A 26416-nucleotide genomic window follows, 5' to 3' on the forward strand; every position below is an offset into this window, starting at 1 on the left:
AAAACGCTACTCAACATAGGAGTGAGCTGGCGCGATTTGCGCGACTCGGGCTAAGTCGACCTCGTCTTCTTACTGTCGCTAAAGGAAAAAGATGGTCGCTATCGCCCGTGAATTGCCGGCTTCACGTTACGCACTTGAAATCGATGGGCGACTCAAGACTGAATTTGCAACGAGAGACGGGGCCAAAACCGGCGCGCGCGAGCTGAAGAAGCAGTTTCCCATGCTGCGAGTCAGATCTATGGCGCGCAAACCAAGACTCGAGAGGACGTCGCGTGAGGCTGGGCGATCGATCGCAGCGAGGCCACGTGCTGACTTCTTGCTGATAAATGGCCTTGAAATCTATATAAGGCCAGCACGGCAAACCAGGCCGGTGGCGGCATCGGTACAAAGTTGCCCACCAGAAAGCACCACAACGGATTGGGCCTATCTGCCGATGAGGTGCCGATACGGCCGGGAAGTCCTCTCTTCAGCAAGCTAACACAGATTGTGAGCTCCGCATGTCGCGAGACACCGTCGAGTTTTGCGATCGAGAGTTTTCACGAGCCGGAAACCACTCTTCCATTCATCATCGACACCTGCCTGGTATGTGTTTGGCCTCAGGCCGCGATAATATTATGATCGCGATGACAATCTCGTCATCGAGCCTGACCACAGGCTATTCACAAATTCCAGGAAAAGCAGAGTCCCTCGGGCTTCTCTTTCCAGCCTGCTGCGCGGCTTCGTTGATTTTGCGTCTTTTTGTTTAAATCCGATCGCGTTCGTTACGCTTCGGCTGGGGCGTTTCTGGTGCGAAACTGGTGCAGTAACGCCTGCTCATGCAGGCGAGCCGGGATTGACATCCGCCAGGGCTCTATCGCCGAACTCTCTTCACCTTGACCATCAAGCGGATCGACTTGGCCCTCTCAAGGCTGAAACAGGGGTTCGATTCCCCTAGGAGCCTGTCCCGGTAATGGACTTGGGATCAAGCGAATCGAGTTCTGAGCGTTTTTTTGGAGACAAGTTTCTCCTTAGCGTGCTGCTGCGAGTTTTGTGAGGTTGTGGGCGGTGCAGATCATGGCCCATTCGGCTTTGACCTTGTCGATGCCGCGCAGGAGGAACTGGCGGAAGCCTCTTGCCTGCTTGATCTGGCCGAAGACGGGCTCGACGATCTGTTTTCGCAATCGATACCGGCTTCGATAGCCTGCGCGCTTGAGCTTTGTGCTCATTCTGGCGATGAGCGTGCCGGATTTGAGCTTCCTTTTTGCCGTGGCCGCCTTGGTGCCGTGCTTTTGCCGTCCAGTGGCGACGTAGCCCTCGATCCGGCGTCGAACGAGCGTGCGAAGATTGGCTTGCGAGCAATAGCCCGAATCGGCCGATGCTTCATCCGGGTTCGTCCCGAGATTGGCTTTGATGGCATCGAGCAAGGGTGCGAGCTGCGCCTGATCGCTCGGCGAGTTGGTCAGCGTGTGCGCCACGATGATCTGATGGGCGCCATCGACGGCGGCCTGTGCGTTGTAGCCCTGGATGAAGCCGTTTTTGGTCGGCATCACGCGGCTGTCGGGATCGGTGAAGTTGCGTTGCGCCTTGTCGCTCGGCTCTGCCGTGACAGGCTTGGACTTGCGTCCCGGCCGGCCCCTGCCGCCGTCGCCGGAGCCGTCGTCGTCCGGCTTCGAGGCGGCTTTGGTTTCGGCAGCAGCCTTGGCTTCGGCTTCCAGCGCGGCCTTGGCGGCCCGGATCTTCTCGAGCCGCTTCTCTTTATTGGCCATCCAGTCCGGCATCTCGTCGCCGCGCTTCAAGGCTCCGAACTGGCGGTCCTCGGCCTTGTCGGTCTGAGCGGCTTCGGCGAACCAGCGTTGGACTTCGGCAGCAAGCCTCGGTTCGGCCTCTTTCATCCGGCCATAGCTCATCGCCTTGTTGATCCCGGCATTGGCCTTGATCTTGGTGCCATCGAGCGCCACATGGCCAAGCTTCACAAGGCCGGCCTCGCGGCACAGCTTCAAGACCTGCCGGAACAGGCCCGATAGCGCGGCCCGATAGCGCGGCCAGATGGCGCTTGCGGAACTCGCTGATCGTGCGGAAGTCCGGACGCTGCATCCCCGTTACTGCCGCAAAATCCAGCCGCTCCTCGCAGCCCCGAGCGATCCTGCGCGACGAGTAGATCCCCTGGCTGTAAGCATAAAGCAGCAGCGCCACCATCATGCCAGGATGATAGGGCGGAAAGCCGCGCTCCTCGTCGTAGGCATCCATGATCGCCGACAGGTCCAAACCCGTGCGAACCGTGTCGCGAACAAAGTGGGCCACGTGCCCGGGAGGCACCAAATCCTGGACCGACGGCGGCAGCAGCCAAACCTGATCAACGTCCCAAGGACGAAATGTCTTGCTCATCCGCCGTTTGAATCACGACGCTTGTGCTTCGTCGAGAAAAATCCGATTACTCGGACAGGCTCCTAGGGAGCGCCAGCAAACTCAGGCACTTAGTTAGCCATCAGCCGCGTTCGTTGAATAATGGTTGAATAAGACGCTGGTGAACAGCGGCGAACGCTTGCGGAATTTGCTGCCGTCATTCGCCAAATTGCCTCGGCGCACGCCTGACTGTGGCTGGCGCATTCGCGAAAAATTTCTGCGTCGCCCCTTGGTGTCCGGAAATATTCAAACCACCGCTAAGGTGCGCTGTCGTACGCGAGCGCCCTCGGATGTTCGCATTGACGTTGCTCTTCGCACAATCAACTCTTGTCCCGCACGAGATTTGTGCGAATAGGAGGGCCACGTGAGATACATTCGACGAGAGAAAATTAGCGGAAAACAATCACAAGTCAGTCTATCCGATCCGAAGGCCGCAGCACTAATCACGATGCCATTCGCCCAGCGGCTCACCTGCACTATTGACGATGCATGCGAAGTGACCGGCTTGGGACGCACAAAGCTTTACGAGTTGATAGGAACTGGGCGTATCGTCACGACAACGATCGGACGTCGGCGACTAGTAGTGGTGCGCTCACTACTGGCGCTACTTGACACCAACATGTCGAACTAATGGACGGGCGACTTAAGCGAGCAACCTCACTTTGAACGCGCTTTTCCTTCGGCACTCATCTTAATGACACGAATGCGCTTCCTCAGCCGATCGAAATTCGTCCGCTCTCCAATCAGACGCTCATACTGGAGCATTGATTGACGAGCTTTGGGTTATCTCACCCTTTGAACTCGATGAAGGCTTCGTCTCGCGTCCTTCTTGAAGGTTGGTGAGCCCGACTGGTTCGAACCTGCAACCCGACCGTTATGAGCGGCAGAATATCGATCGCCTTCGTTGATTTGCTGCGTTTTCGTTCGAGGTTGATCGCGTTCGTGGCGTTTCGTTAGCGCTGTTTCTGGTGCAAAACTGGTTGCGGTGGAAACTCGACCTTCGTTCTGTGGAACAGGAGGTCGGTGGTTCGAGTCACCCAACTGTATCATTCAAATCAATCACTTAGCGGGTGCTCGCTTCGTTCCAGCGCTCGAATTTTGCGCGTGGGAAGAGCTCTGGGGAATGACCGCTCAATCCCCGGCGAGACATCCTCACCGCCGGGTATCCTCCTAAGGACTGATCGCGTGGGCTACCCGCGATAGTTGTCTAGCGTCCACGGCCCGCTACAATGCCGAGCATTGGGGGACGTATGTCATTTGCAGAAAAGCTTGTTCAGACGCCGCGGCGAGAGAAGTCGGGCGAGACAGGATACGAGAGGTACGATTATCAGGCGAGCTGGGGTCTCGCGCTCATCTTTGAAAGCCACAGTGACCTCGACGATTACGCAATTGCCTTTGAGTTCCACGACGACATTGTCCGGCTGAACAGCAGCTCCGCTCCAACGCGAGCCCGCTTCTATCAGGTCAAGACCAAGCTGAGCGGTCATTGGACGCTCACAAGTCTGAGCACCCAAAAGAAATCAAAGGATGGGACGTCGAAATTACCGTCCTTCATCGGGAAGATGCATGACAATTATGAGCTCTTTCCCGATGAAACCGAACGCCTGAGTTTTGTCTCAAACCTGCCATGCGAATTTATTGATGCTGCTGCGACCGTTTGTTGTTTTGGCGATTGCGATCCGGACGACTTTGCAAAATTTCTCGCGAAGCTGAAATCCGAACGCCCATCCGCGACGGAGGACACCGCGAAGCTCATGCACTTCGTTCGCGCGGACCTCAGCCTTCACGATGCGTCCGCGCACTTGAAGGGGATGATGCAGAATTTCGTGACGAGCCAGCTTGGGACCGTGATCTACAGTCCGGACACTCTGTATAAAACGATCATCGAGGAATGCCGGACCAAGTCCAAGTATACGGGGTCCGTTCAAACATTTTCCGATCTCATCAAGCACAAGGCCATCACCAAGAGCCAGGTGGATGGTTGGCTTTCTCAGATACAGACAACTCACGTGGTGCCGACGTGGGCAGATATCGCTAGCGACCTGACGTACAGCGCGCTTGAGAAGGCGGGCATCGCGAGAGAATGGAAACTCTACCGTACCCTAGCGCTGGGTGCTGGTAATGAAGCGATCAACCGAGTTCGCACACGGATCCGGACGGAGTTGAAAAAGTTGCAGGGTTCCTCGCTTGAATTGACGCCGTTGACCGAACAGGTGTTTGGTCAGGTTTGGAGCTTTGCGAAGGCGACGATCTCGGAATTGAATGCGAGCCGTGCGAAGGCGATGATCATCTACGAGGTGTTGGACTATGACGCGTCAGGAGATGTACAAAAAACTGATCAGAAGCCTGCGGACGCGCCGCCATGAAAAACTTTCAATTAAAAAGGCTGTGTCTCTTGTCCGCACGGGAGAAAGCGGCGCGCGTAGTCGAGTTCAGTCCGACAACGACGGTCGTTCTCGGCGAAAATGACACGGGCAAATCCTGTCTCATAAAGTCTATCTATGCCGCGTTCGGCGCCGATCCGGCGAAGGTGAACCCGACGTGGCGCGATGCCAAGGTCGATATATTTGTAGATTTCACTATCGCTGGAGTGCCGTTTAGCATTCTGCGATCTGGGAACAACTACGCACTGTACGACGCCGGCGGTAAGGGCATCTGGTCCGGTACTGGCGTTACGCATGGCCTGGGTCCAGAGCTGGCACGCTTGTTGAGTTTCGAACTCACACTCGCCACTCGCCAAAATGAACTATTGATCCCGCCACCCGCGTTTCTCTTCCTGCCGTTCTATATTGATCAGGATAGCAGTTGGGTGGGCAACTGGAATTCATTCTCAAATCTGCAGATGTTTCCGAACTATCGGAAGGACGTCGCGAATTTTCACGCCGGCTTGCGTCCTAATGAATATTATCAAGCCAAAGCTTTGAAAGCTGCATCCGATCGGGCACGAGAAGAATTGAAGGTTGAGCGACGGGCGCTAGATCGCGCTAGCAAGCGATTGCGATCGACGCGTACACGCGTGCACTTCGATATCTCTCCTGATCAGTTCGTTGAGCAGATTGACGCGCTGGTGACCGAATGTCGAGGGTTGCAGGTCGAACAGGACAAAGCTCAGCGTGTTCTATCGGAGTTGAATTCGAAAAGAGCTATCCTCCAAGAGCAAGCCGCCATCGCGGAGAATGCTCTAGCCGATCTTGATGCTGACTACGAATTCCTGCGACGTGAAAGCGAAGACGAGATCATTTGTCCGACGTGTGGCACCGTACATTCCAACGATTTCGCCAATAAATTCAGCCTAATATCGGATGTCGATACCTGCCGAGGGTTTCTCATTGAGGTTCGTCGAGAAATTGAAGCGGTAGACGTGCAAATATCCGACGAGAAGGAGCGACTGCGCTCGTTCTCGGGCTCGATCGAGCGCATCACCAAAATTCTTGATGAACAGAGAGGCGAGCTGAAACTTCGCGATTTGATAGAAGGTGAAAGCGAAAAGCTAATGGATACAGCGTTCGCCGCAGAGGGGAAGGACATTGATGCGCAAATAGGTGCGCAGGACATGAAATCCGACGAAGCCGCGCAGAGTATGAAGTCCTTTGATGACAAAAAACGGCAGGACAATATCAAGGGATACTACCTGCAGCAGATGAACTCGTTTGTGCAGCAGCTTCAGGTACCCAACCTAAAAGAAGCTAGCTACAATGCGATCGATAGCAAAATACAAGAAACAGGTAGTGATCTGCCACGAGCACTCCTTGCTTACTACTACGCCTTCATCCACACGATGAAGCGCTTCTCTACGTCGGCTTTCTGTCCGATCGTGGTCGATACGCCCGTGCAGCAAGATCAAGACAAGACCAACGCCGCGCGCATGATCGGCTTTTGTCTCAGTGAAGTTCCGACAGGTTCTCAATTGATCTTGGGAACGGTAAGCATGCACGGCGTCAAATATGATGGTCATGTTATCGCGACTGACACCAAGAACAAGCTGCTGAAGACCGATCAATTCGATGAGGTTAGCGCCATTCTGGCGTCCTACTACATACAACTGCTTCAGTGAACGGGGCCTCATCTCGACCCATCCGTGAGACCTGCTGGAAACCGCCAGGCGGGTCAGGGGCGGTTGCCGGGGTGGAGGACGCCCGGGAGGTAAATACCGGCTGCCGGAGCGGCCTCAACGGCCTTCCGGCCGAAGCGTGCTTTTGACCCATTTTTGGACCTCCGGCAGCCTCTACCTCGGGGCTCGCACGCAAGCCGCGGCGGTTAAGGGCTCGCCCGAACCCACGCAACAATTTGGTCGACGACTTGATCGATCGTAAGAGTGGTCGAGTCGAGAACATGCGCACGCCATCGCGGGTCGCCGCGTTGCCAATCGGCCCAGCGCTCCCACCGCATTGTCTCGAGTTTTCGGTCGGCTATCACAACCTCGCGTGACGACGGTGCGCTGATCGACTATTCACAGAATCCGGGGAAGAAATCGTCTGAAAACAAGGGCGCGGAATTGAATGGCCTGGATTTCTTGGCCAGTGTCTCGTGGCAAGCGGGATCATACTGCACGTGTCCGGTAGCGGGGCCACCAACAGCCTCGGTCATCCTTGCAAGAGGCGCGGCAGCCTAGAACATCACGGGCCGGAGGAACGTTGGTAGCGAAACGAGATATTGGCGCAATAGGCGAGAACCTATTTCTCAGTTGGTGCGAGCCGGAGGGTTTCCACGCCCAGAAATCTCAGGTCGACCGCTTGGGATGGGACTTTTTGCTTGAGAGTGAGCCAGACCGCTCGACTGAGCGACCGCTCGATGCTCAGAATGAGCTTCCGAAATTCCTCGCGCAGGTAAAATCGACGGAGAAGGCCGGAGAACCGCCTCGTATCAAGCTGTCTGCGCTCAAGCATCTCGTTGATGCAGATTTGCCTACCGCCATCATCGCGTTGATCTACAACAAGAGTGGTAGGGTGCCTGACCGCAGCCTTTTCATTCCAGTTGATGATGTGGTCATCACGGAGACGCTGCGCCGAGTTCGTCGCGAAGAAGCGCGTGGAAACCGCGCCATCCACAGAACGACTGTGCCTGTGCCATTAGAGCGGGCAATTGAAATTGGTCCCTTGGGAGAAGGCCTGGGAGCCGCGCTCACGGGCATGCTGGGCGATAGCCCATCCGAATACATCGCAAGCAAAGCCAGGCACCGTCAAACCTGTGGCTTTGATGATAGAGCTGTCATCGGGCATTTTTTCGTTCCCGGCAGCGATGCGGCCAAAAAGATATCCGACCTGTTTTTGGGCGGCCGCCGGGAGCTGGAAGTGTCGAATCTGACCATCGAGCACCACCGCTTCGGGATAGCGTTGGAAAACGATCGCGAACACTTCCAGCAGGCTGTTCTGGAGATGAATGTTCCACCGCTGTTGGCGACAACAATCGAGCTCGCATCGGACGCCGGAGAATGGACTTCGATAGAGGCTGAAGTCTTCATACCTCCGCCCTTCGAAGGCAAAGGGATAAGTCGCGTTCGGTTCGCAAACCTCTATTTTGAGGTTGTACTCGACTTCGAGAAGAAGTGGGCCGAGCTAACATTTAACTATGCTGGAGACCGAATGGTCGAGCTCGATGAGGCAGTCTCCATTATCGAAATTGGCGCGATACTCTCAAGGCCGGCCAAAAAGGTGACGGCTCACTTCAAGGGTACTCAGCTTGAGCTGCCCGTTGGTCCGCTCGAAGGACCATTCCACCATTGGATACATGCCGCTCCGGCACTGCGCCAAATCTTGTCGGCTATTGCCCGCTCTGGCCGCCGCCTTACACGTCAGATCAAGCTCAAGGACTTCTATGACTGGGTCGCGAAGCATACAGAGTTCCTGGCGCTGACATCTACGCCAGGCGTGAACATGATTTTCCCGAAGTTCGACAATGGTATTGTTGACGAGCAGAATGCGATCTTAACGCCGTTCTCGCTGGAGTTCGGTGGCGCGCAATACACCGCCTTGATTGAAATTCCTATCGAAGCTGTGACCACCTCCGAAAAGGAAATTACTCTGATCGGAGGTCGGCCGCATATCGTCGCCGACGTGGCGCGATTGCCGGGTTCGGATACAGCGGATTTTATCGACACGGCGATCGAGAAATCGAAGCGGGAAAGGAAGGCCACAGGCCCTGCTCTAGTGGCTGGCGGGTTCGAAAATTGGCAGAACGTTATACTGTCCACCTCATAGAGCGAGGTTATACGATTTTATTCGTGAATTGATGGACATTAAGCCGTTTACGATCAATTGCCGACAATGACTCAAATGGGGGGACGGTACCTTGGAGTCCAGTGACGAAAAACGCGAAATTGTACTCAAGGTGGGAGAGGAAATTCTCACAGCCCTCACAAGCATTGCCGATGGAGCGCGTTCTAATCTCGAAAGTCGACCATTTGGACTTTCTATTGATGGTGTTTTGAACCGCTCGAACACGATGGTTGGCGTAGGGAATCCGGAGCGGTTCGCCCACGCTCAGAACGCAGGCTTGCGCGAGGCGCTGCGCAGACTTTTGCTTGAGCCGTGTATCGCGCGCGTCGAAGTCGAATGGAAGAAGGAGGCCCGACCTCCGCAGACACTCTATTTCGCACGTCTATCCGCAGCTGGCCTGAATGATGCGGTGAAAGGCGCGCATTTCGTGACCTCGCTAGACGACCTTGGTCACCTCGCGGAGCATGAGGCTGGCGAGACCGTAACCTTGGATGTCCGTAATCGCGAACGAACGGCCCGCATTCTGAAGAGGACGGTGTGGTCGCCGCGGGAACAATCCGGGGGGTGGGACGCGCTGGTTGACGATTTTGAGTCCACTCCATGGGGTGCATTGCACCAGCTTCTGAAGCAAGACTCCCTGCGCCAGGCACTGAAACTCCTTCGCGAGGGCGACGTTTCGGCGGAAGACATCCTGGGCCAGATTTTGCAGCAGGCGGCCGACGCCCAATCTGACCGCCAGCGCAACCGACGAAGAACCATCGACAGGATCGCTCTCCGGGATCGGCCGATTCTGAACAAGTTTCAGGGAGCAATCTTTCGATTGCCGCTGAACAAGTAGGTCATGCTGTTTGGCCCGCCGGGATCGGGAAAGACGACCACGCTGATCCGGCGGCTGTCACAGAAGCGGACATTGGAAGCATTGTCGGACTCGGACACAGCTTTGGTGACCCGTGCGGGCGTTGATCTAGCGAGCACAAACAGTTGGGCTATGTTTTCGCCTGGCGAACTCCTGAAGCAATATCTTGGCGACGCATTCAATAAGCAGGGGGTGCCGGACGCCGGCAATGTCCGCACTTGGGCTAAGGAGAGGCTCGATCTCGCACGCAACGTGCTGAACATTCTGCGGTCGGCCGACTCCGGTCGCTTCCAACTCGCCGATATTGATCTACTTGCCGATCAATCGAGCGCCGCGCGGTCGAGCCTCCATGACGAGTTCGCGACCTTTGCGGGGGCGGATCTGATCCGGAGGTTCGACGGTGCGCTGACAAGTCTGCAAGGGTCCGATAATGAACGCGCCAAGGGTATTGCGACCGGAATTCGAGCCGCTCTTCGACGAGGTGACGAGTCCAGCGTCGACGATATGTTGGCGGTCGTCATGCAGGCGACGGAGCTACACGAGGAGGTTAAGCGTCTCGGCGACCTGATCACCGCAGAGTTGAGAAAGATCAACAATCTTCTGCTAAACCAAAACAAGGGCTTGCTCCAGGAACTCGCTTCCCTCCCTTCGCCCCGGTCATCGGAGCAGGACGACGATGATGAGGATGACGATGATGAAACAAGCCAGGTCCTAGCATCCACAGGGACCTCCGAGGCGCGCGCACTGAATGTTCTCTGGAACGCCCTTCGAAACTGGGCGCGTTCCATCGCAGAAGGCCGGCGGTCACTCGGCGGACAATCGGCCAGGGTCATTGAACTGATCGGCAAGCGGCTGCCCTCCGACAACGTTTTCGTGCCGATCGGCAAGAACATCACGACACGGTCGTGGTTGAGGACGCTACTCCAGGCGCCGCGCTTATCAGTACTTGGCTTGCCCGGCGCCTATTCGCGGTTTCGTCGCCAAATGATCCGGGAAGGCAGGCACTATACGTCGGATGAAGGGATTGCCGAAGCCGCAAGCCGCAGCTTGATTTCCCCCGACGAGGTCGACATCGTCCTGCTGGCAATGCTTCGAAACGCGCGCCGCGTTGTACGCAATGTGGATGCGAGACGCGACGGCGCGATCAGGTATGACTGGCTCGAAACGATACGCAGCTGATATCTCACTCAGGTTTTTGTTGACGAAGCGACGGATCTCTCCGCGGTCCAGCTTGCATGCACGATCGAGCTTGCCCATCCTGAACTGCGCTCGTGGTTTGCATGTGGCGATTTGCGCCAGCGGGTGACGTCGTCCGGCATTCAGAGTGAAGCCGAAATTGACTGGCTGAATCGTGTGTCGGGAGCCCAGATTGACGTCCGCAAGATTGACATCGGCTACAGACAGAGCCGGAAGCTTCGCCAATTTTCGGACGCTCTAGCAGAGCTGCTCGACCCGGGTGCACAGAAGACGCGATCTCCGTCGGAAATCGAAGAAGCGGATGTGTGGCCGCTACTCGCGGAAGGCGTTTCTGACACGGCGCTTGGAACCTGGCTTGCCGATCGCATTGATGAGGTCGAGCGGTCAGTCGGGTCGCTACCTTCCATCGCCGTTTTCGTTGACGGTGATGACTTCATTGATCCGCTGGTGAATGCAACGCGGACCGCATTGGCGGAGCGCAACATTACCATCGTCGGGTGCAAGGAAGGGCGCGTGGTCGGCGATGCAAGCGAGGTGCGTGTCTTCGATATCCAGCATATCAAAGGTCTGGAATTTGAAGCAGTCTTCTTCATTGGAGTCGACGGATTAGCCCGCCGCCTTAAAGAGCTCTTCCCGCGCTATCTTTACGTTGGCGTAACGCGTGCCGCGACCTATCTGGGCGTGACCTGCGAGGGGCGCTTGCCCGCGATCCTCGAACCATTGCGACCTCAATTCAGCGATCGTGTCGATTGGCGCTCATGATAGAGCTGCTCATTGCAGCCTGCGCCGGTAGTCAAGAATGAGAGATTGCTGACCGAAAGAGGCGGGCGACACATTTGTTCTGGAATTACCAAGTACAGATTCAAACGAAGCCAATTCTTGAGACCGTTTTTGCTTCTCGGCAGTGTCCCTGCAGTAAGTCACGCCCACGATTGCGCTCTGCAGACGAAAGCCGAGAGAGTGATGGCCGACGATTTTCTGAGTATGTTGAAGTGCTCACCTGCGCATTTTGCGGCTGGTGGTTTGCATTCAAGGATATGTGGGATTGCTCCTGCGCTTCCGTTCCGGACAGGGCGCTGCGGACCGTACAGGCCGGCGGTGCGGCCTTGGCAACGTTTTCACCAGCTCTTGACCAAGCTCAAATCGGACTTTTGACCAGGGAAATCGAACAACATCTCTTGGGACGAGGAAGTGCTGATGAATGGGCAACTCTTGAAGACGCCAGCACGGCAATTCTTAGAGAGTTTGGCTACGAGGCCCGCGGCACCGCACGTTCAAAGGACGGCGGCGTCGATATAGTGGTTCAGCATCCGGACGGCGGCCGCGCCGCGATCTACGCCCAGATAAAGCACACGAGAAACAAGGTCGGAGCTCGGGTGTTGCGGGAACTTATTGGCACGATGAGCATTCACGCGACCCATAGCGGCCTGCTGGTAACATCGTCGGTATTCACGGCCGGCGTCTTTAGGGAAACCGAGATGGCCGCTCAGAGCGGCTTTTTCGTCGAATTGGTTGACGGCGCGAGGCTTCTGGCGTCGTTGCGGCTCACGTATCGAACGGCCGCTCCTACTGTAGCCGAGATACTCGATGTCGCGCGACCGAACTTGATCATCTTGTCCGGTGAATTCGATGTTTGACGTCCCGCGCCTCGACCACCCCTAAAGGACCACGCCGGCAGTAGGGCGCCGCATGGCTGTGATCCACCGTGTGACCTCGTCACGATTCGCAACCGTGATCGGATACGCCCGAGCTTCGACAAGTTTCGACGCTCCCGGACTGATATCATTCGTCGTGGCTACGAGGCCTCCATCCGCTCCTTCTGCATGAACGTCGGCCCAGAGGGCCTTTACGACGACCTTGCCGATCTTCCGCTTCTCCCGTTTGCACTGAACGATCACAACTGGCGGAACACCGGGTTTTCTGCCGGCATTCCAAGCGCGAACGTCGACACCGCCGTCATTTCGGCCAGCTCCAAGTTCTACCTCGTAGCCATTCCGGACGAGCCATTCTGCGGAGAGTCCCTCGAACTGCCGCCAATTTATCTCCTGCAGAAGCTCCGGCTTTTGGGATAGGTAGTTTATGAACCGCTGATCAAAGAAACCCGATCCTTCGATTGGAAGACGCTCGCTCTCGAACAAATCCGTCAGAGCTAAGTGATCCTCCGCTTTCATCTCGCGTGTAAAAAACGGGGACAAAGCTAGGTGGACGGACATCGCCTCCAGCAGATGCTCCAAAATTGCCTTACGGGACCCACTGATGACGCATTTGATGTCTGAATCGAGTGCGTCCCGATCGAGCGATCCGCTCCTATTGCGTATTTGCAGATGATGATTACCAACGGCCTCGACTTGGAGGATCGTCTCGAAGTCCATCAGCGCGCGCCAATCCGGCCCCAGTCTTTCGATCAACCGTTGACCCAGGCTCGGCATGCCTGGTTGGTCAGCGGCGCCGAGGGCGTAGAGTAGATCTCCTACCGTGTCCGCATACTCCTCACTTCCAACGCGCATCAATGCGTCATCTTGGGCAAATGCTACCCGAAATGGGTGATCCTTCCGGAGATGCTCGACAAGTTGTTGCCTGCTGAGTGCGAGACCCGAACGTTCGCCGGTATCTTCGCTCAGCGAAGCCACGAACCCCGAGGTAACCATCAGAATGTGTCCCATAAAGCACCGAGTTTGAACCAGTGTTAGCGATTTCCCTCCCGCCCTTCACGCAGGCGAGATTCCGGCAATCTCCTCCAGCGTTGATCGCGCTTGTGGAACGAACCGAGTCCCCGCTGCGGGCGCGAATGCGAGAAGCAATTCGGCGGCAGACGCGATGGTTCGTTCGGACCGCGCAAGGACAGCCTCGACTGGCGGCACCGTGGTCGCCGGAAGCGATAGGCGGAAGCGAGCGTTGCTGACAAGATGAGTGCACCCGGCAAAGATCCACGCCACAAGCGGCTCGGCTACACCACTGCGGAGCCGCGACGCGTTCACATGGAACAGCAGCCATGCAGCTGCCCAGCAAAACTCGGCGGGGCGCGCCGTTAGATCCTCTCGCAGCAGCCAGATCGCGTTGGCCGCGCCATCTCGATCGGTCGCGATTGCCGTGAGGTCGCCCCCCATCCGTCGAAGCAAAGGATGAATGGATTCGATCTCGGGAGACGCCAATCCTTCCTCGACAATCGCATCGATCGCCCGGAATTCGCGGGCGAGCGCCGCGGCCGCGGCGAAGCTCAGCAGATAATCTTCGGCGGCGCGATGCAGATCCTCCTCGGCGGGCTCGCCGATCGTAGCCAACGGGATCGTGCCGCGTCTGGGATTCTTAAGTGCGTCGCCACTTTCGAGCCACTCGCCGGAGGTAACCATGCGCGCCACTGAAGCATGCCGTCGGACGCGCTCGACGAAATGGGCTGGATCGTGCGTTGCGATGGTCCTACGATCTTCGGCGATCGCCGCCGACAGTTCTGAAGAGACAATCGGGCCCTCGACTAGATAGTCGCGAAAATTGCGATAGAAACCGGTAGGCTCGGTGAGTGCTTGGTCCGCATCGGCCAGCAGGTAGAATCCGAGATCGAGCGCAATGACAGAATGCTCGCGGATTGCCTCGATCGGCTCGGTGTTGCTGCCGCAGCCCGGCGGATAGAATACCTCCTCCTCGCCGCCTGCTTTGGTCCCAGTGATTTCTCGGTAGAGCCAAAGCAAACCATTTGGCACGACACGGCGGCAATAGGCTTCAGCCAGCGTACCTTCCGCATCGACCCCGGACAGGGCGGAGAGGGCGTCACGCATCTTGATGATTGAGATGTCGGGCCGGCTGGCGCGATAGGCAGCCTGCGCGGTATCGGCGAGCAACCCGATCGCCATCGCACGCACCGATGGTATTTTGTCAAGCTTCGATGCCTCGACTTGGGCACGTTCAAACCACCGTTGCGCTGCCGCCCAGTCGCCGAGCGTCGCAGCGCTTATGCCTGCTTCGCGAGCGATATGAGCCTTTTCGATTGTGTCTTGCCCGCCCGCTTCCGCAGCGGCAATCAGCAGCGGGAGCGCCGCTGCATGATCGCGTCTGCGCCAGTGGATCTTGGCGCGCGCGCGCGAAAGCGCGATGTCGAAGCCAAATTTGACTTCAGCTTGCATCAGACACGCGAGTGCTTGCTCGACGTCGTCGCCATTCTCGTCGAGGCAAATGGCCTGCGCAATTGCGCAGCGTGTGGCGAGCATCGCATTGCCCCATCGCATCGCGAGGTCTGCGCAAGCGGCATATTCGCGGGCAGCAGCCGCCCAATCGAACGTCTCAGCTCGCGATTCCTTGAGCCAGGCATGGTTGACCAAGTTTGAAATATCGCCGCGCCCAGGTTGGAAGGACGAGAAGATCTGATCGCGTGTTGCGGGCTCCTCGCCATCGAGCCGTTCTAAGATTTCCTTGAAACGGGCAACGCTGCGGATATTGCCAAGTTGCGCTGCGAACAAAACGCCACTTACATGCGGATCGCCGCCGGCCGGCGAATTGAAGTTGCGGTTGGCCTCGGCGAGCTTGGGCGCGCTTCTCAGCAGCCGATCGAACCGAAGTAGGATCTCCAACCAATCGGGAAAAAGCTCGCCGGTGCGTGGATGGAGCAGGAGCTTGGATAGCGCGAAACCCTCGATGAGCTCCGGTCCCTTCAAGTGGACGAGCTCGTGCTCGAACGCGTTCCAGGCGGCGCGAGCATTTTCGGATGTTCCATGAGGGAGGAGGACGAGCAATTGAGCCAATCGCAGCATCGCCGACGCCGCGAGGTCTTGAGGGAAGATCGGCGCGTCGGTTCCGAAGATCATGAGTTCGCCCACGAACGGAGCGAGCAGGTCCAGCACGCCTACCGGGCAGGTGATCACGCTGTGCGCGAAAGCAAATACGAGACTTCCCTCCTCGCTCTTGAGCGCGTGATGCAACGCTGCGGACGCATCCAGTACGGAGACGTCCCTGTTTCGCATCATCGTGTCGGCGACGCGGAGATGGATGGCCCGACATTCTGCGGCGGTGAGCACTTCCTCCGCGGCATCTTCTAGCAATGGCGACACTCGCAGTCGCCTTTTACGATATGTCTCGATCCACGGCCCGACGAGCTGATCGAGCAGAAGACCAGGGAGCGCTATGGTTGGATCGAGGCCAGCGATCTCTAACGCCAGAGCTCGGTCGAACCCGCCACGGATCAGGCTGGCGCGCAGCAGCAGCGTTTGCGCATCGGTCGAGAGCGCTGTTATCAATCGTTGTCGCGCTGCGCGCCGTTCCGCGCCCAGTTCACCGGGGAGTTGCCCGCCCAATACCCCAGCAAGGGATGCGCGCGACCAATTCGCCGCCTTCAGATGAAGCAGCGTCGCCATGGTGAGTTGGGGATGACCCCGCGCCGCGGCGCGAAAGACGGCGCCGGCGTACTTGGCGTCGCCGCCAGCCAGCTCCACGAGTTCAACTACTTCCTCTTCCGAGAGGTATTCGACCTCGATTGCAGCAGGCGCCTCTGGTGCCAACTGATGATGTGTCGCCCTGGTAGGCGTGCGATAGCTTGTAACTATAGCGGTGCAATCGCGACGCCGAAGGCTGGCGACGACGCGTAGCAGTGCATCCCGCACGGCAGGATCGTCGATCTCATTCACGTCATCCAGGATGAGATGCGTCGCGGGGGAGGCCGCCAGCAGCGGTGTCGGAGGGCGATAGGTTGCGGAAGTCGACGATCGACCATTGCCCGCCACCGTGCTCGGCTACGAGGCGTGCGGCGAGAGACTTGCCTAGTCCCGTCGCGCCACTGGCGATCGCTACCCCTGCGCTTCGTCGGGCCGTGTCGATTGTGGCGACCAAGTCTACTCGCGGAGCCCGGATCGGGGGAAGAGGTAAATCGCTAGCCGGCACAAGCAAGGTTGGACGAGTGAAGGTCGTGCCTGAGCTGCTGCCCTGGAACGCCGCGGTTAGTTGCTCCAACGGAACGGGAACAATGGCGGTCTTGTCGATTAACTCGAGGAGGTCGGCTCGTCGTAATTGCCGTGCATTGTCGGAGACCACCGTCATCAGCAGGCGCTCGATCGTCGCGGGCACTACGGCCTTACCTGTTTGGCTTGAGAGCCGTCTTGCGGATGCGACATACTCGATGAGTCCAGCCTCGAGCTCGGCGCGCACGTCTGCGAGGCCCGGTGCACCACAATCCCAGTGAATGCGTTGGAGGAAATCGCACCGGAACCCTTTGTCGGGCAGTGCTTCGAGATAGAGTTTCGTGGACGGCTTCAAATCGAGTCCGGCTATCAGTGCGCGTAAGGGCCCAACAGCCGCTCCTGCAGCGGCACGCCGCCAATAGTGAAGTGCGGCACCTCCAGCGATCCGATGCTCAATGCTGCGCTCCACACCGATTTCGGACGTAGTCAGATAATGAAATGACACGACGCGCTTGGGATTGCGTTGGACAAGATCCACGAAAGAATCGATTGCGTCGCGGACATGCGCCGTCTGGAGGGTGATGCTTGTGCTGCCGCCTGTGTCTTTGACCTGGGTTCCTGCGAGCGCGCCGCGCGCCGCGACTGCGTAGTCTTCAGCCACTTCGAGATAGAGCGTCTCTCCGTCCCCCAAACCTAACCAGGCCAAGCCCGATGCATAAAGCTGATAGCCATAACCACGCAGCGAGGCGGTCGCTTGGCGCGCGACATCGCCTTTCGGTGAATCGAGGCCTGGACCCGACCCGAAAACGCTCGTCAATAGCGCTCCTCCAGCATAGGCGGGGCCGGAACTCCTCCGGCTCGCGCTTGGTCTTCAAAACAGTTCGGACCTATTTCAATCAGTCTTGGATCGCTAGTCTGCTTGATCATGATTGGAGCCCGGGTCCGAACCGCAACAGCTCGATATCGCTAATCTGCGCCATGACACTCGATCCTTGGCGCTAAGCAATAGCCAGCTAACGATTTCCTGACCAGCGTTGATCGGGGTAGGGTCATCGCGCGACGCGATGCAGTCGGAATAGCTTTTTGAAGAAATCCGCGATCCTCGATTCGGCGTCATCGCCAACCAGCTCATTCGCTCCAAATCGGTAAATTTCATACCCGGCGAGGCGTAACTCTCGGTCGGCCGACACCATGTCTGCATAGACCTTCAAGGACGGGCGGTCCTTTTCCGAGAAATGATGCTTTCCGTCCACCTCAAGCACGATGCGTTGGCGTCCCGGGAGGAGGAGCAAAAAGTCCATCCGCTGTCGCGGAAGCGGCAGGCGATGGCGCAGGGTTTTTACGATGGCGGGGTCATAGTGAAGATAGACCTGCGGCAAGAGCGCAGGCAACGTCTCACCCAGAGCGGGGTGGAAAACCTTGAAATAGGTGGCGAAAAGCTTGTGCTCTGCATCTGACGACAGAGACTTCTGCAGGCGTGCGCCAAGATTTGCTGCATTGGCGCCTGGCATGATGTCGCTCCACCACGCGACAAGTTCGGACCATAGCAGACCGTTTGAACTGATCGGCCGATCATAGACCAAGCAGCTCTCCTCGCCAGAGAGGATGACGATGTCATTGTTTATGGCGTCGGCGAACCCGATCTCGGGCTTCGGACCTTGAGAAGCGAAGATCAGGTTCTTGGGCCGGCCGCCAACACCCCGCACGAGAGGTCGGAAAACGAAAATCGGGTGACCGGAAAGTTCGCTCTCCTGCACTAATTCGTATCCATCGCGCGCGAGTATTTTGTTGAGGGCGGCGACCGACTTCAACTGTTCCTCGCCCGACCGAGCGAGGGGGTGGACAGCTTCCTCGAGCAACGCGCCGAACCGAGCTCTGGAGCAGTCAAATGCACCGATTTCCCCGAATAGATGCTCGACCGACCAGTCACCTGGATTGTCATCCATGTGCCGAGTGATCTTATCGCGCAAGCTTTGATGGGCACCCCTGCTTCGAGCCATGCTTCCGAAGAAGTCTTCAAAGGGCGTGGAAAGTGGGAAATAACGTTCGACCATCTCCACCGTGCCACGCTCGCCAGCGAGATCGTCTCCGAAGACCCGTGCGACATCGCGCCTAGTGATCTGGGTTATAGGCGGGTCGTTGGCTTCCAGCACCTTTCGGCCGGCCTCGTCGAGAGAAACGTCGCCACGATGAACCGCAAACTTCAAAGCCAACTGCGCCAAATCCATCTCGGTGAGGTTGGCAAGCGCCGAGTCGATACGTTGGCGCTTTGAAAGACCTTCACCCGCGGGAACAACCAAGCCCGCGATTTCAAGCGGAGCCTGGCTAAGCTCCGTGTGGGTCATTGCCTGCAATACATCGGCGATTAAGATGCGAAGGTTGGTGGTCATTGAAAATGTTTGAGCAAGCCGGCTTCAAGCCTTTGGAATCGCCTGCACTTTATAACGTTCAGATGGCAAATTCAGCCGGAATGCGACTTTATTCGAGCTAGCCGTGGGAAGCTTTTGGAGGTGAAAACGAGAGAAGCGCCCGAGCAGGCGGCTGAAAGGAACGACGCATGAAACAGGTGATGGTTGTCGGGTTGCGAATCACCTGATGGGTGAGACTGGTCCGAGCACGGCGATGCTTGCGGCGATGACGGAGCTCTGGCGGCTACGTCCGCCGGGGCCTGATAATATTCTCGCGCATCCCGCCTTCGTGCGGCTGCGCGAGACTTGCCGCGACGGCTATACGAACGCCGGTGAGAAGGGGCCGAACTTCGCGCTCTCGACCGCATTGCGAAGCCTGGGCCTTCCGTGTCACCTGCAGAAGGAAACATCCCATCTTGCGTTGCCGGTGGAGGAAGCAGCGAAGGAACTGGATGCGGCGCTGTTGGCCACCCATGCCAGGCGCATTCACCTGGCGCCGCTCGATCTTGCTGCCGACCTGCCACCGCTCGCATTCGGCCCGGTCAGGGTGTGCCGGTTGAGCGCGGACGAGCTGCGCGGCTTGATCGATGTGCACCGGCTGAAGCGGCTTTATCCGCGTCAGGACTTCGATGCTGAGCGCTTTTCCGAATTCCACTGGCTCATCGTCGAGGAGGCCGTGGCGCTCGAGCAGGAGCCGGAGAAGCGCGCGGTTCCGGTCCTCTTCATGGACCTGAGCCAGGACCTCGGGCGGATCGAACCGCACAAAGGGCGCTTCCCGAGTGCTTTGGAGAAAGCATTGTTCTTCCTCCTGCTAGCTCCCTGGGAGAGCTGGTCGACTATTCAGGAAGTCGATTGGCGCGGCTTTCGTGTGCCGTGGGTCTACACGATCGACAGCGACATCTTCGTTCGGCCCGCTTCGCCGCCGTCCCCCGACACGCTGAGCTGGGAGGACCAGATCTACGAAGATGGGTTTGGCAAAACGTACGAGGAAGAGCGCCCGGTAGGGCTTCACTTGGAGGAAGATGCGAAAAGCGAGCTGACGGGCTGGAACGAAAGCCGATGGGCGACCGTCGAGCAGGCGAAGGGATCGGTCTTGTTCGAGACACCGATCGCCCACTTCCTCGTCCGGGCGTTTCTGGCCGACGGCGTGGGCGAATTCCTTGCGCACATCACGACGATTGAGGCGGCGCTCGGCTTGCGGGCGGATTATCACAAGAGCTTTCGTGTCGCGCCTGATCGCCACAAGGGGGTGGGCGCCACGAACCGAATGCGAAGGCGAGTCGCGGGTCTACTCGGTGATCGTCTTTATGCCGACCAGTATGAGCAGCTTTTCGATATAAGAAGCGCTTTCCTGCATGGCCGCGCCGTAGCTGCCATCTCGACGCAGGAGCGGGTGATGGCGCGATCACTGGCCCGCAGGGTGGTCGAGGCTCTCATCCTCGCAATCTGCAGAGGGCCGATTTCATCGCGAGAGGACGCGCTCGACGACCTTCTCGATCGGGGCGCTGCGCTGTTGTGAATGGGGAGGAACGTCAATGGCGGCCGTCAGCCTGAGGCCACAAGCGCAATCGGACCTGTTCCGGACCGTCGTCGTCGACGGTCCGCTCGCCCTGCGTATGGCTCGATTGAAAGCAGCGCGCGAGGGGGCGGTCGGATGTCAGATCGTGAGCCTCTCCCAACTGGCCGCCCGCTTGGCAGGAGGGTTCGTGCGCCCCGCACAAAGAGAGGAGCTGGAGCCTGCGCTCGCCGACGCGCTCGCCGAAGGCAGGTTCGCGGAACTGACGCCGCTGCAGAGTCTCCCCGGGACGGTGCGCGCGTTGGCGCGGACCTTCGAGCGGCTGTGGTCAGCAGGATTCAATCTGGCCTCGGCGGCGCCTGCACCGCGGCTCTCGGACTTGGCCCTCATCGAGAGCCGCATCAAGGCGCGCCTCGGACCCGGCGTCCTGACGCCTCCTGACTTGGCGGCGGCCGCCATCGCGCGGATTCGCCTTGCCACCGATCTGCTCGGACCCGTGACTCTCCAGCACATCATCTGGATTCCGCCGGTCTGGCGGAGCCTGCTTGCGGCTCTCGGCGAGGTGACGAGTGTGACGGGGCTACCTTGTGAAGAGCCGCCCGGCGCGCCGACCGCTCTGACCGCTTGGGTATGTGCCGATCCCCATGCTGAAGTGGTCGAGGCCTTGCGATGGGCACGCGAGCTGATCGCGAGCGGGACGGCCAGACCCGAAGAGATCGCGATCGCTACGGCCGCACCCGGGCCTTGGGATGAGTCCATGCAAACTCTCGTGGCGAGCGCCGAGTTGCCTGTCCATTTCTCGCACGGCACGCCGATCCTATCGACGGTCGACGGGCAGGCATGCGCGGCTTTAGCCGAACTCCTGGGGCAAGGGCTATCGCAGGAGAGGGTGCGGCGCTGGTTGGCTCACAGCATGCGGCGCTGCACCGCCTTGGAAGCGCTGCCTGATAATCCGCTGGCGGGAGTTCCAGGTCACGTCCATCTCAACGGCTTCGTCCATTGGCGACGGGCGCTCAACCTGGCTCAGGCGCAGCGGACCGATGGAGCCCGGCCGGCGCTGTTGCTCCTGCCGGCCCTGGAGCTGATATGCCGGGGATGGGCAGCAGCTGAGGAGGCCGGCCGGCGGCTTCTGCCGGCCGCGGCGGCTCGGGTCTGGAGCGCCGCCATGCGGACTGGGCCGGCGGAGGCGCTGGCCTTCTCGCTAGCGACGTTGCGCACACCCGATGGGGCGGATCCGGGTAACAGCATCGCCTGGTGCCCGGCTGCGCATCTGGCGGGCGCCCCGCGACGCTTCGTGCGGCTGATTGGCCTCACGGCCGGAGGTTGGCCTCGAGGCGTTTCCGCCGATCCGCTCCTGCCTGACCATATCCTCTCCCTGGACGACGATCAGGCGCCGACACGTTCACAGACCGATCGACGGGTGTTTTCTTCGATCGCGCGCTGCGCCGAGAACCTTTCCTTCTCCTACAGTCGGCGCAACGCCCGCGGAGGCCTGCAGACGCACAGTCCGCTTTTGCCCGCGCACCTGACACCGGTTCGGTTGGCCCGTCAGCGTATTCCTGAGCATGCCTTTAGCACTGCGGACCGGCTAGCCGCTCGAGCCGGGGAGGCGCGGCAGAACCCGCGCATCGCCCGCGCCATCGGATGCTGGCTGGCCCGCCGATCGGCCGAAGTCGGAGCGCATGACGGGATTATCCAAGCCGATCATCCGGTGGTGATCCGCGCGTTGCAGCAGCCGCAATCGGCAACTTCCTTGCGGCGGCTGCTGCGCGACCCGCAGGGATTCGTCTGGCGCTACGCGCTCGGCTGGCGGGAGACCGTTGTTACTGACCCGGCGTTCGACTTGGACCCGCGAGCCTTTGGCGACCTGGTTCACCGGTTGCTCCAGCGGACCGTGAATGTTCTCGAGCAAGGACCCGGCTTCGGCCGGGCGTCTGCGGACGAGGTCGAAGCGGCATTAAGCACGGCCGGCGCCGCGGTCCTTGTCGAGTGGCCGCTCGAACGGCCGGCGCCGCCGCCGCTGCTTTGGCGCTACACGCTTGACCAAGCCCGGACGGTGGCATTGCGCGCCTTGCAGCTGGATCCGAGCTTTGAGGCAGGTACCCGCAGCTGGACCGAAGTGCGGTTCGGGGACCCCGACGGAATCGAGGCGGACCCAAACGCTCCGTGGGATCCACGCGAGATCGTTCCGGTGCCCGGCGTGCAGCTCGCGATCCGCGGCGCCATCGATCGACTCGAGCTCGACACCGGCGATCGGCGAGCTCGCGTCACCGACTACAAGACAGGAGCGGTTCCCAAGGCGCCGAACGACCTCCGGCTGGGAGGTGGCACCGAACTGCAACGCGTGTTGTACGCAGTTGCCGTCGCCCACCATCGGCCGGAGACTCGAATCCAGACCCGGCTGGTCTTTCTGGCGGAGGAGAACCCGCAGCCTTATCCGCTTCGAGGTGAAGATCTGGATCAGGCGCTTGCTGACGCTGTTCAGCACCTCAAGGCCGGTGTGACCCTCATCCGGGCTGGGACCAGTTTGCCGGGTCCGCACGATCCCTGGGAGGATTGGAACGACCTGCGTATCGCGCTGCCGGCTATCGGGGAGCCTTTCACCAGGATCAAGGACGCGGCGTTTCGTCGGGCATTCGGCGATTTCGGCGCAGTGTGGGGGGCGCGATGACCGAGCCTCGGGATACTGCGGCCCGGGTGCGGGCTCTGTCTGACTTCGGGTCCACACTATTGGTGGAGGCGGCCGCTGGCACGGGCAAGACGTCGCTGCTGGCCGGACGGATCGCACTGCTGTTGGCGAGCGGCGTGCCGCCCGCGTCGATTGCCGCCATCACCTTTACGCGGCTTGCAGCCGACGAACTCGCCGGCCGGGTACGCGAGGCCATCGACGATCTCTTGGCGAAGAGAGTCCCGCGCCCGCTGCAGGCGGTTCTTCCTGCGGGGCTCGGCGATGACCAGCATCGCGCCCTTGAAGCGGCGGCGGCGGGATTTGACAGCCTGACGACCGCGACCATCCATGGTTTCTGCCAGGAGATCCTGTGCCGCTATGCCGTCGAGGCCGATGTCGACCCCGGCGCGGTGGTCTTGGACCGGGATGGGGCAGAACTGGCTTTCGGACAGGTGTTCGAGGCTTGGCTCGGCCGGCGGCTTGGCGAAGGCGGGCGGCCGGACGATCCGATCGCGATCCTGGCGCAGCGCGATCCGCGCAAGTCGACGAAAACCTTGCGCGAGATGGCTGATTTCCGTCGCAAACATCGCAACGCGACGGCGCCAGTGGTGGACCTGACCAGCCGGCCGGACCTTGCGTTCAGTGACGCAGTGGACACGTTCAGACGGGCTGCGGCCGCTGCACCGGCCGACAATCGCACCACCATCGTCCTGCAGAACCTGGAGGCGCTGGACCATCACTTTCGAGACGGCTTCGCTGTCGTCCCTGACTTCTCCCGCCTGTGGCGAATGGCCCATCCGCCCCGATTGAACTGTATGGCAAAGGATTCTTTCGACCTCCAGCGCCCTCGGCATCTCGGAACGCCGGCGCCAACGGCTGCAGCTGTTTACCTTGAGCTGGTGGCGGCCTACGAGAACACCGATGCAGCCTATCGGCGTTTAATGGGCACTATCAGCAGCGGCGTTTTCGCCACTCTGTTCCCCGAGCTGGACGAGGTGCTGGCCGACTATGACGCCTACAAGCGCCGGGCGGCGCTCCTCGATTTCGATGATCTTCTGATCCGTACCCGGCGACTGTTGCACGCCCATGAATCGGTTCGGCTGGCTCTGGCGGCGCGCTATCGCCACCTGCTCGTGGATGAGTTTCAGGACACCGATCCTGGCCAGTGCGATATCATCTTTCAGATCGCGGCGGCCGAGCCAGCCCAGGATTGGACGGAGCTCGCGCCCCGTGCCGGCGCTCTCTTCCTGGTTGGCGACCCTAAGCAGGCGATCTTCCAGTTCCGCGGCGCTCACATCTCCAACTACGAGGTCGCCAAAGCCGTGATCGTGCGGGCTTGGCCCGACAATGTTCTCCAGATAAGCGCCAATTTCCGCTCGCGAGAGGGAGTGCTCACCTATGTCAATGGTGCTTTCCGGGCTGCCTTGAACGCGGCGTCGCAGCCAGGTTATGTCGAACTGGAAGCCACGCGAAGAGACGATCCGGCGCGCCCGAGCGCTACTCGTCTGTCCATCGCGGCGCCTCCCGGCTCCAAACGCGAGGCCCTGCAGATCGAGGAAGCCGACGCGGTCGCAGCAGTCTGCGCAAAGCTGGTGGGTGCACGGCTCCTGCGAGAAGCTGATGGCCGCATCCGTCCCGTGCTCGCGCGCGATATAGCTTTGCTTGTGCCGACCAGCAACAGCCTCTGGCTGTTCGAGCGTGCGTTGCGCAGGGTCGGACTTCCCATCGCTTCCCAGGCGGGGAAGGGACTCTATCGTCGCCAGGAGACGCTGGATGTCATTGCCCTGGTGCGGGTGCTGGCAGACGCCAAGGACACTGCGGCCTTCGGTGCTTTAATGAGGGGCCCATTGGTCGGCTTCACCGACCAGGCCCTGCTCGACATCGCCGCGGCGCTGCCTGAGCGGGACGGGCGGCCAGGTGTCTTTACAGTGGCCACTCCGCTCGACGATATCGCCGATCTGGAAGCGCGTGCGGTGGTGTCCGATCTGGTGGCCCTGCGCCGTCGCGCACGGTTCACCAGCCCGGCACAGCTGCTCGGCGAGGCGATCGAGCGGTTGAGCGTACGCGTCGCAATCTCCCTGCGCGATGATCCGCGTCACGCGGCAGCGGCCACGGCCAATATCGACGTCATCCTGGAGCGCGCGGCTCGCTACGGGGTCCGTGGACTTCGCCGGCTTGCTGCGGATCTCCACGCGGACTGGCGTGATAACCGCGAGGCGTCCGAGGGTTGGGGCGAGGTCGATGGCGACGCTGTCTCGATCGTCACCATGCACAGCGCCAAGGGGCTTGAATGGCCCATCGTGATCCCCATCAACGGCGTGGTGCGACCGCGCTCGCCTGACCGATTTGTCCGCCATCCTGATCGCGGCACGCTCCATTGGTTGGTAGGTGACGTCGCGGCGCCAGAGCTTGTCGAAACGGTCCGCCAGGATGCAGAGAGTCAGCAACGTGAAAGGGTGCGGCTTTGGTATGTGGCGTGCACGCGCGCCCGGGACTTCTTGATCTTACCGCATCATCCGGATGCAAATGCACGCTCCTGGGCGCGCGTGCTTGACCTTGGCGCTGCCGGCTTGCCGGAGATCGATCTGGACGCTTTTGAGGGGGGCCCGACAGCCGCGGGGGATTCGCCTGCAAATGGACAGGACGCTGAGACCTTTGCAGCGGAGGCGAACCGCATTGCTGCGGCGAGCCCGCCTATCACCTGGTTGCGGCCCAGCGACCACGATGCCGACCGAGCCCAGAGGGTAGAAGTCGTTTCGGATTCCATCGACGAGGAGGAGACATGGATCGCCACTGGCGGGCGCTTGCGGGGCTTGGTGCTGCACAAGCTTATGGAGGAAATCCTGGAGGAGGATTTGGTCGAAGAGGCTGGCGCGCTCGCCGGGCGGGCGCGCGAGCTGGCCGTCCAGCTCCTCGCTCCGGGCGAGACTGATGAGAGCCTCGCGGATGTTGCGGAACTTGCGCAGACTGTGCTTCGCACGCTCGCCTTACCCGATGTTGCCGGTTTGCGGCCGCGGCTGCTTGCGGAGTTGCCGATCTATGCCGTGATCGGGCCAGCGAGCGAAGCCCAGCCGGTGGCGGGCCGGGTGGACGCCGCGGTTCGCGCAGAGGATGGCGCGTTCGAGGTGGTCGTGGACTGGAAGAGCGACATAGCGCCGGGCACGCAGCAATTGGCCGACCATGCAGACCAGCTTCGGCTTTATCTGGAGGCAACCGGCGCGCCGCGCGGCGCCCTGGTCTATATGAGCCTCGGACGGGTTCGGTGGGTCGAACCGGCGAACTGAGGGCGACC

14 protein-coding genes and 1 pseudogene are annotated in these 26416 nt (G+C 59.8%); 10 read left to right on the forward strand and 5 right to left on the reverse strand.

The window, feature by feature from the left end; all coding sequences use genetic code 11:
* Nucleotides 1–1007: 1007 nt before the first annotated feature.
* Nucleotides 1008–2364: pseudogene (locus IVA81_RS28980) on the reverse strand (IS1182 family transposase).
* 1268 nt (nucleotides 2365–3632) lie between these two features.
* Between IVA81_RS28980 and IVA81_RS28985 the strand changes: the two are divergent.
* The 7 genes from IVA81_RS28985 (at nucleotide 3633) to IVA81_RS29015 (ending at nucleotide 12287) form a co-directional block, all read left to right on the forward strand.
* Complete coding sequence (locus IVA81_RS28985) at nucleotides 3633–4748, forward strand: dsDNA nuclease domain-containing protein (protein ID WP_247324268.1); 1116 nt, start codon at nucleotides 3633–3635, stop codon at nucleotides 4746–4748.
* Nucleotides 4745–6436, forward strand: coding sequence for a hypothetical protein (locus IVA81_RS28990; RefSeq protein WP_247324269.1), 1692 nt, complete (start codon nucleotides 4745–4747; stop codon nucleotides 6434–6436). Before IVA81_RS28985 ends, IVA81_RS28990 begins: the two co-directional genes overlap by 4 nt.
* A gap of 580 nt (nucleotides 6437–7016) precedes the next feature.
* Complete coding sequence (locus tag IVA81_RS28995) at nucleotides 7017–8579, forward strand: hypothetical protein (RefSeq protein ID WP_247324271.1); 1563 nt, start codon at nucleotides 7017–7019, stop codon at nucleotides 8577–8579.
* 91 nt (nucleotides 8580–8670) lie between these two features.
* A complete protein-coding gene (locus IVA81_RS29000; protein WP_247324273.1) occupies nucleotides 8671–9435 on the forward strand; it encodes a hypothetical protein in 765 nt (254 codons plus the stop codon).
* Between the two features lie 3 nt (nucleotides 9436–9438).
* Nucleotides 9439–10632: a hypothetical protein gene (locus IVA81_RS29005; RefSeq protein WP_247324275.1), complete on the forward strand. Its 1194-nt coding sequence runs from the start codon at nucleotides 9439–9441 to the stop codon at nucleotides 10630–10632.
* 111 nt (nucleotides 10633–10743) lie between these two features.
* Nucleotides 10744–11412 (forward strand): ATP-binding domain-containing protein, encoded by a 669-nt coding sequence (locus IVA81_RS29010; protein ID WP_247324276.1) that lies wholly within the window; start codon nucleotides 10744–10746, stop codon nucleotides 11410–11412.
* Nucleotides 11413–11486: 74 nt separating this feature from the next.
* A complete protein-coding gene (locus IVA81_RS29015; RefSeq protein WP_247324278.1) occupies nucleotides 11487–12287 on the forward strand; it encodes a restriction endonuclease in 801 nt (266 codons plus the stop codon).
* Between the two features lie 21 nt (nucleotides 12288–12308).
* On the opposite strand, the gene IVA81_RS29020 is transcribed toward IVA81_RS29015, so the two are convergent.
* From IVA81_RS29020 to IVA81_RS29035, 4 genes are all read right to left on the reverse strand, one after another.
* Nucleotides 12309–13298, reverse strand: a complete 990-nt coding sequence (locus IVA81_RS29020) for a restriction endonuclease (protein ID WP_247324279.1) — start codon at nucleotides 13296–13298, stop codon at nucleotides 12309–12311.
* Nucleotides 13299–13358: 60 nt separating this feature from the next.
* Nucleotides 13359–16262 (reverse strand): hypothetical protein, encoded by a 2904-nt coding sequence (locus IVA81_RS29025; protein ID WP_247324281.1) that lies wholly within the window; start codon nucleotides 16260–16262, stop codon nucleotides 13359–13361.
* Between the two features lies 1 nt (nucleotide 16263).
* Nucleotides 16264–17349: a hypothetical protein gene (locus tag IVA81_RS29030; protein ID WP_247324283.1), complete on the reverse strand. Its 1086-nt coding sequence runs from the start codon at nucleotides 17347–17349 to the stop codon at nucleotides 16264–16266.
* 232 nt (nucleotides 17350–17581) lie between these two features.
* Nucleotides 17582–18922 (reverse strand): hypothetical protein, encoded by a 1341-nt coding sequence (locus tag IVA81_RS29035; RefSeq protein WP_247324285.1) that lies wholly within the window; start codon nucleotides 18920–18922, stop codon nucleotides 17582–17584.
* Between the two features lie 205 nt (nucleotides 18923–19127).
* Here IVA81_RS29035 and IVA81_RS29040 point away from each other — a divergent pair, with 205 nt between their 5' ends.
* The 3 genes from IVA81_RS29040 to IVA81_RS29050 are packed head-to-tail and all read left to right on the forward strand — an operon-like array spanning nucleotide 19128 to nucleotide 26408.
* A complete protein-coding gene (locus IVA81_RS29040) occupies nucleotides 19128–20459 on the forward strand; it encodes a hypothetical protein (protein ID WP_247324287.1) in 1332 nt (443 codons plus the stop codon).
* Nucleotides 20460–20475: 16 nt separating this feature from the next.
* Nucleotides 20476–23127, forward strand: a complete 2652-nt coding sequence (locus IVA81_RS29045; protein WP_247324289.1) for a PD-(D/E)XK nuclease family protein — start codon at nucleotides 20476–20478, stop codon at nucleotides 23125–23127.
* Nucleotides 23124–26408, forward strand: coding sequence for a UvrD-helicase domain-containing protein (locus tag IVA81_RS29050; RefSeq protein ID WP_247324291.1), 3285 nt, complete (start codon nucleotides 23124–23126; stop codon nucleotides 26406–26408). The genes IVA81_RS29045 and IVA81_RS29050 overlap by 4 nt, the downstream gene beginning before the upstream one ends.
* Nucleotides 26409–26416: the final 8 nt, after the last annotated feature.

Origin of the sequence: Bradyrhizobium sp. 141, assembly GCF_023074055.1 — a bacterium.
Classification (GTDB): domain Bacteria; phylum Pseudomonadota; class Alphaproteobacteria; order Rhizobiales; family Xanthobacteraceae; genus Bradyrhizobium.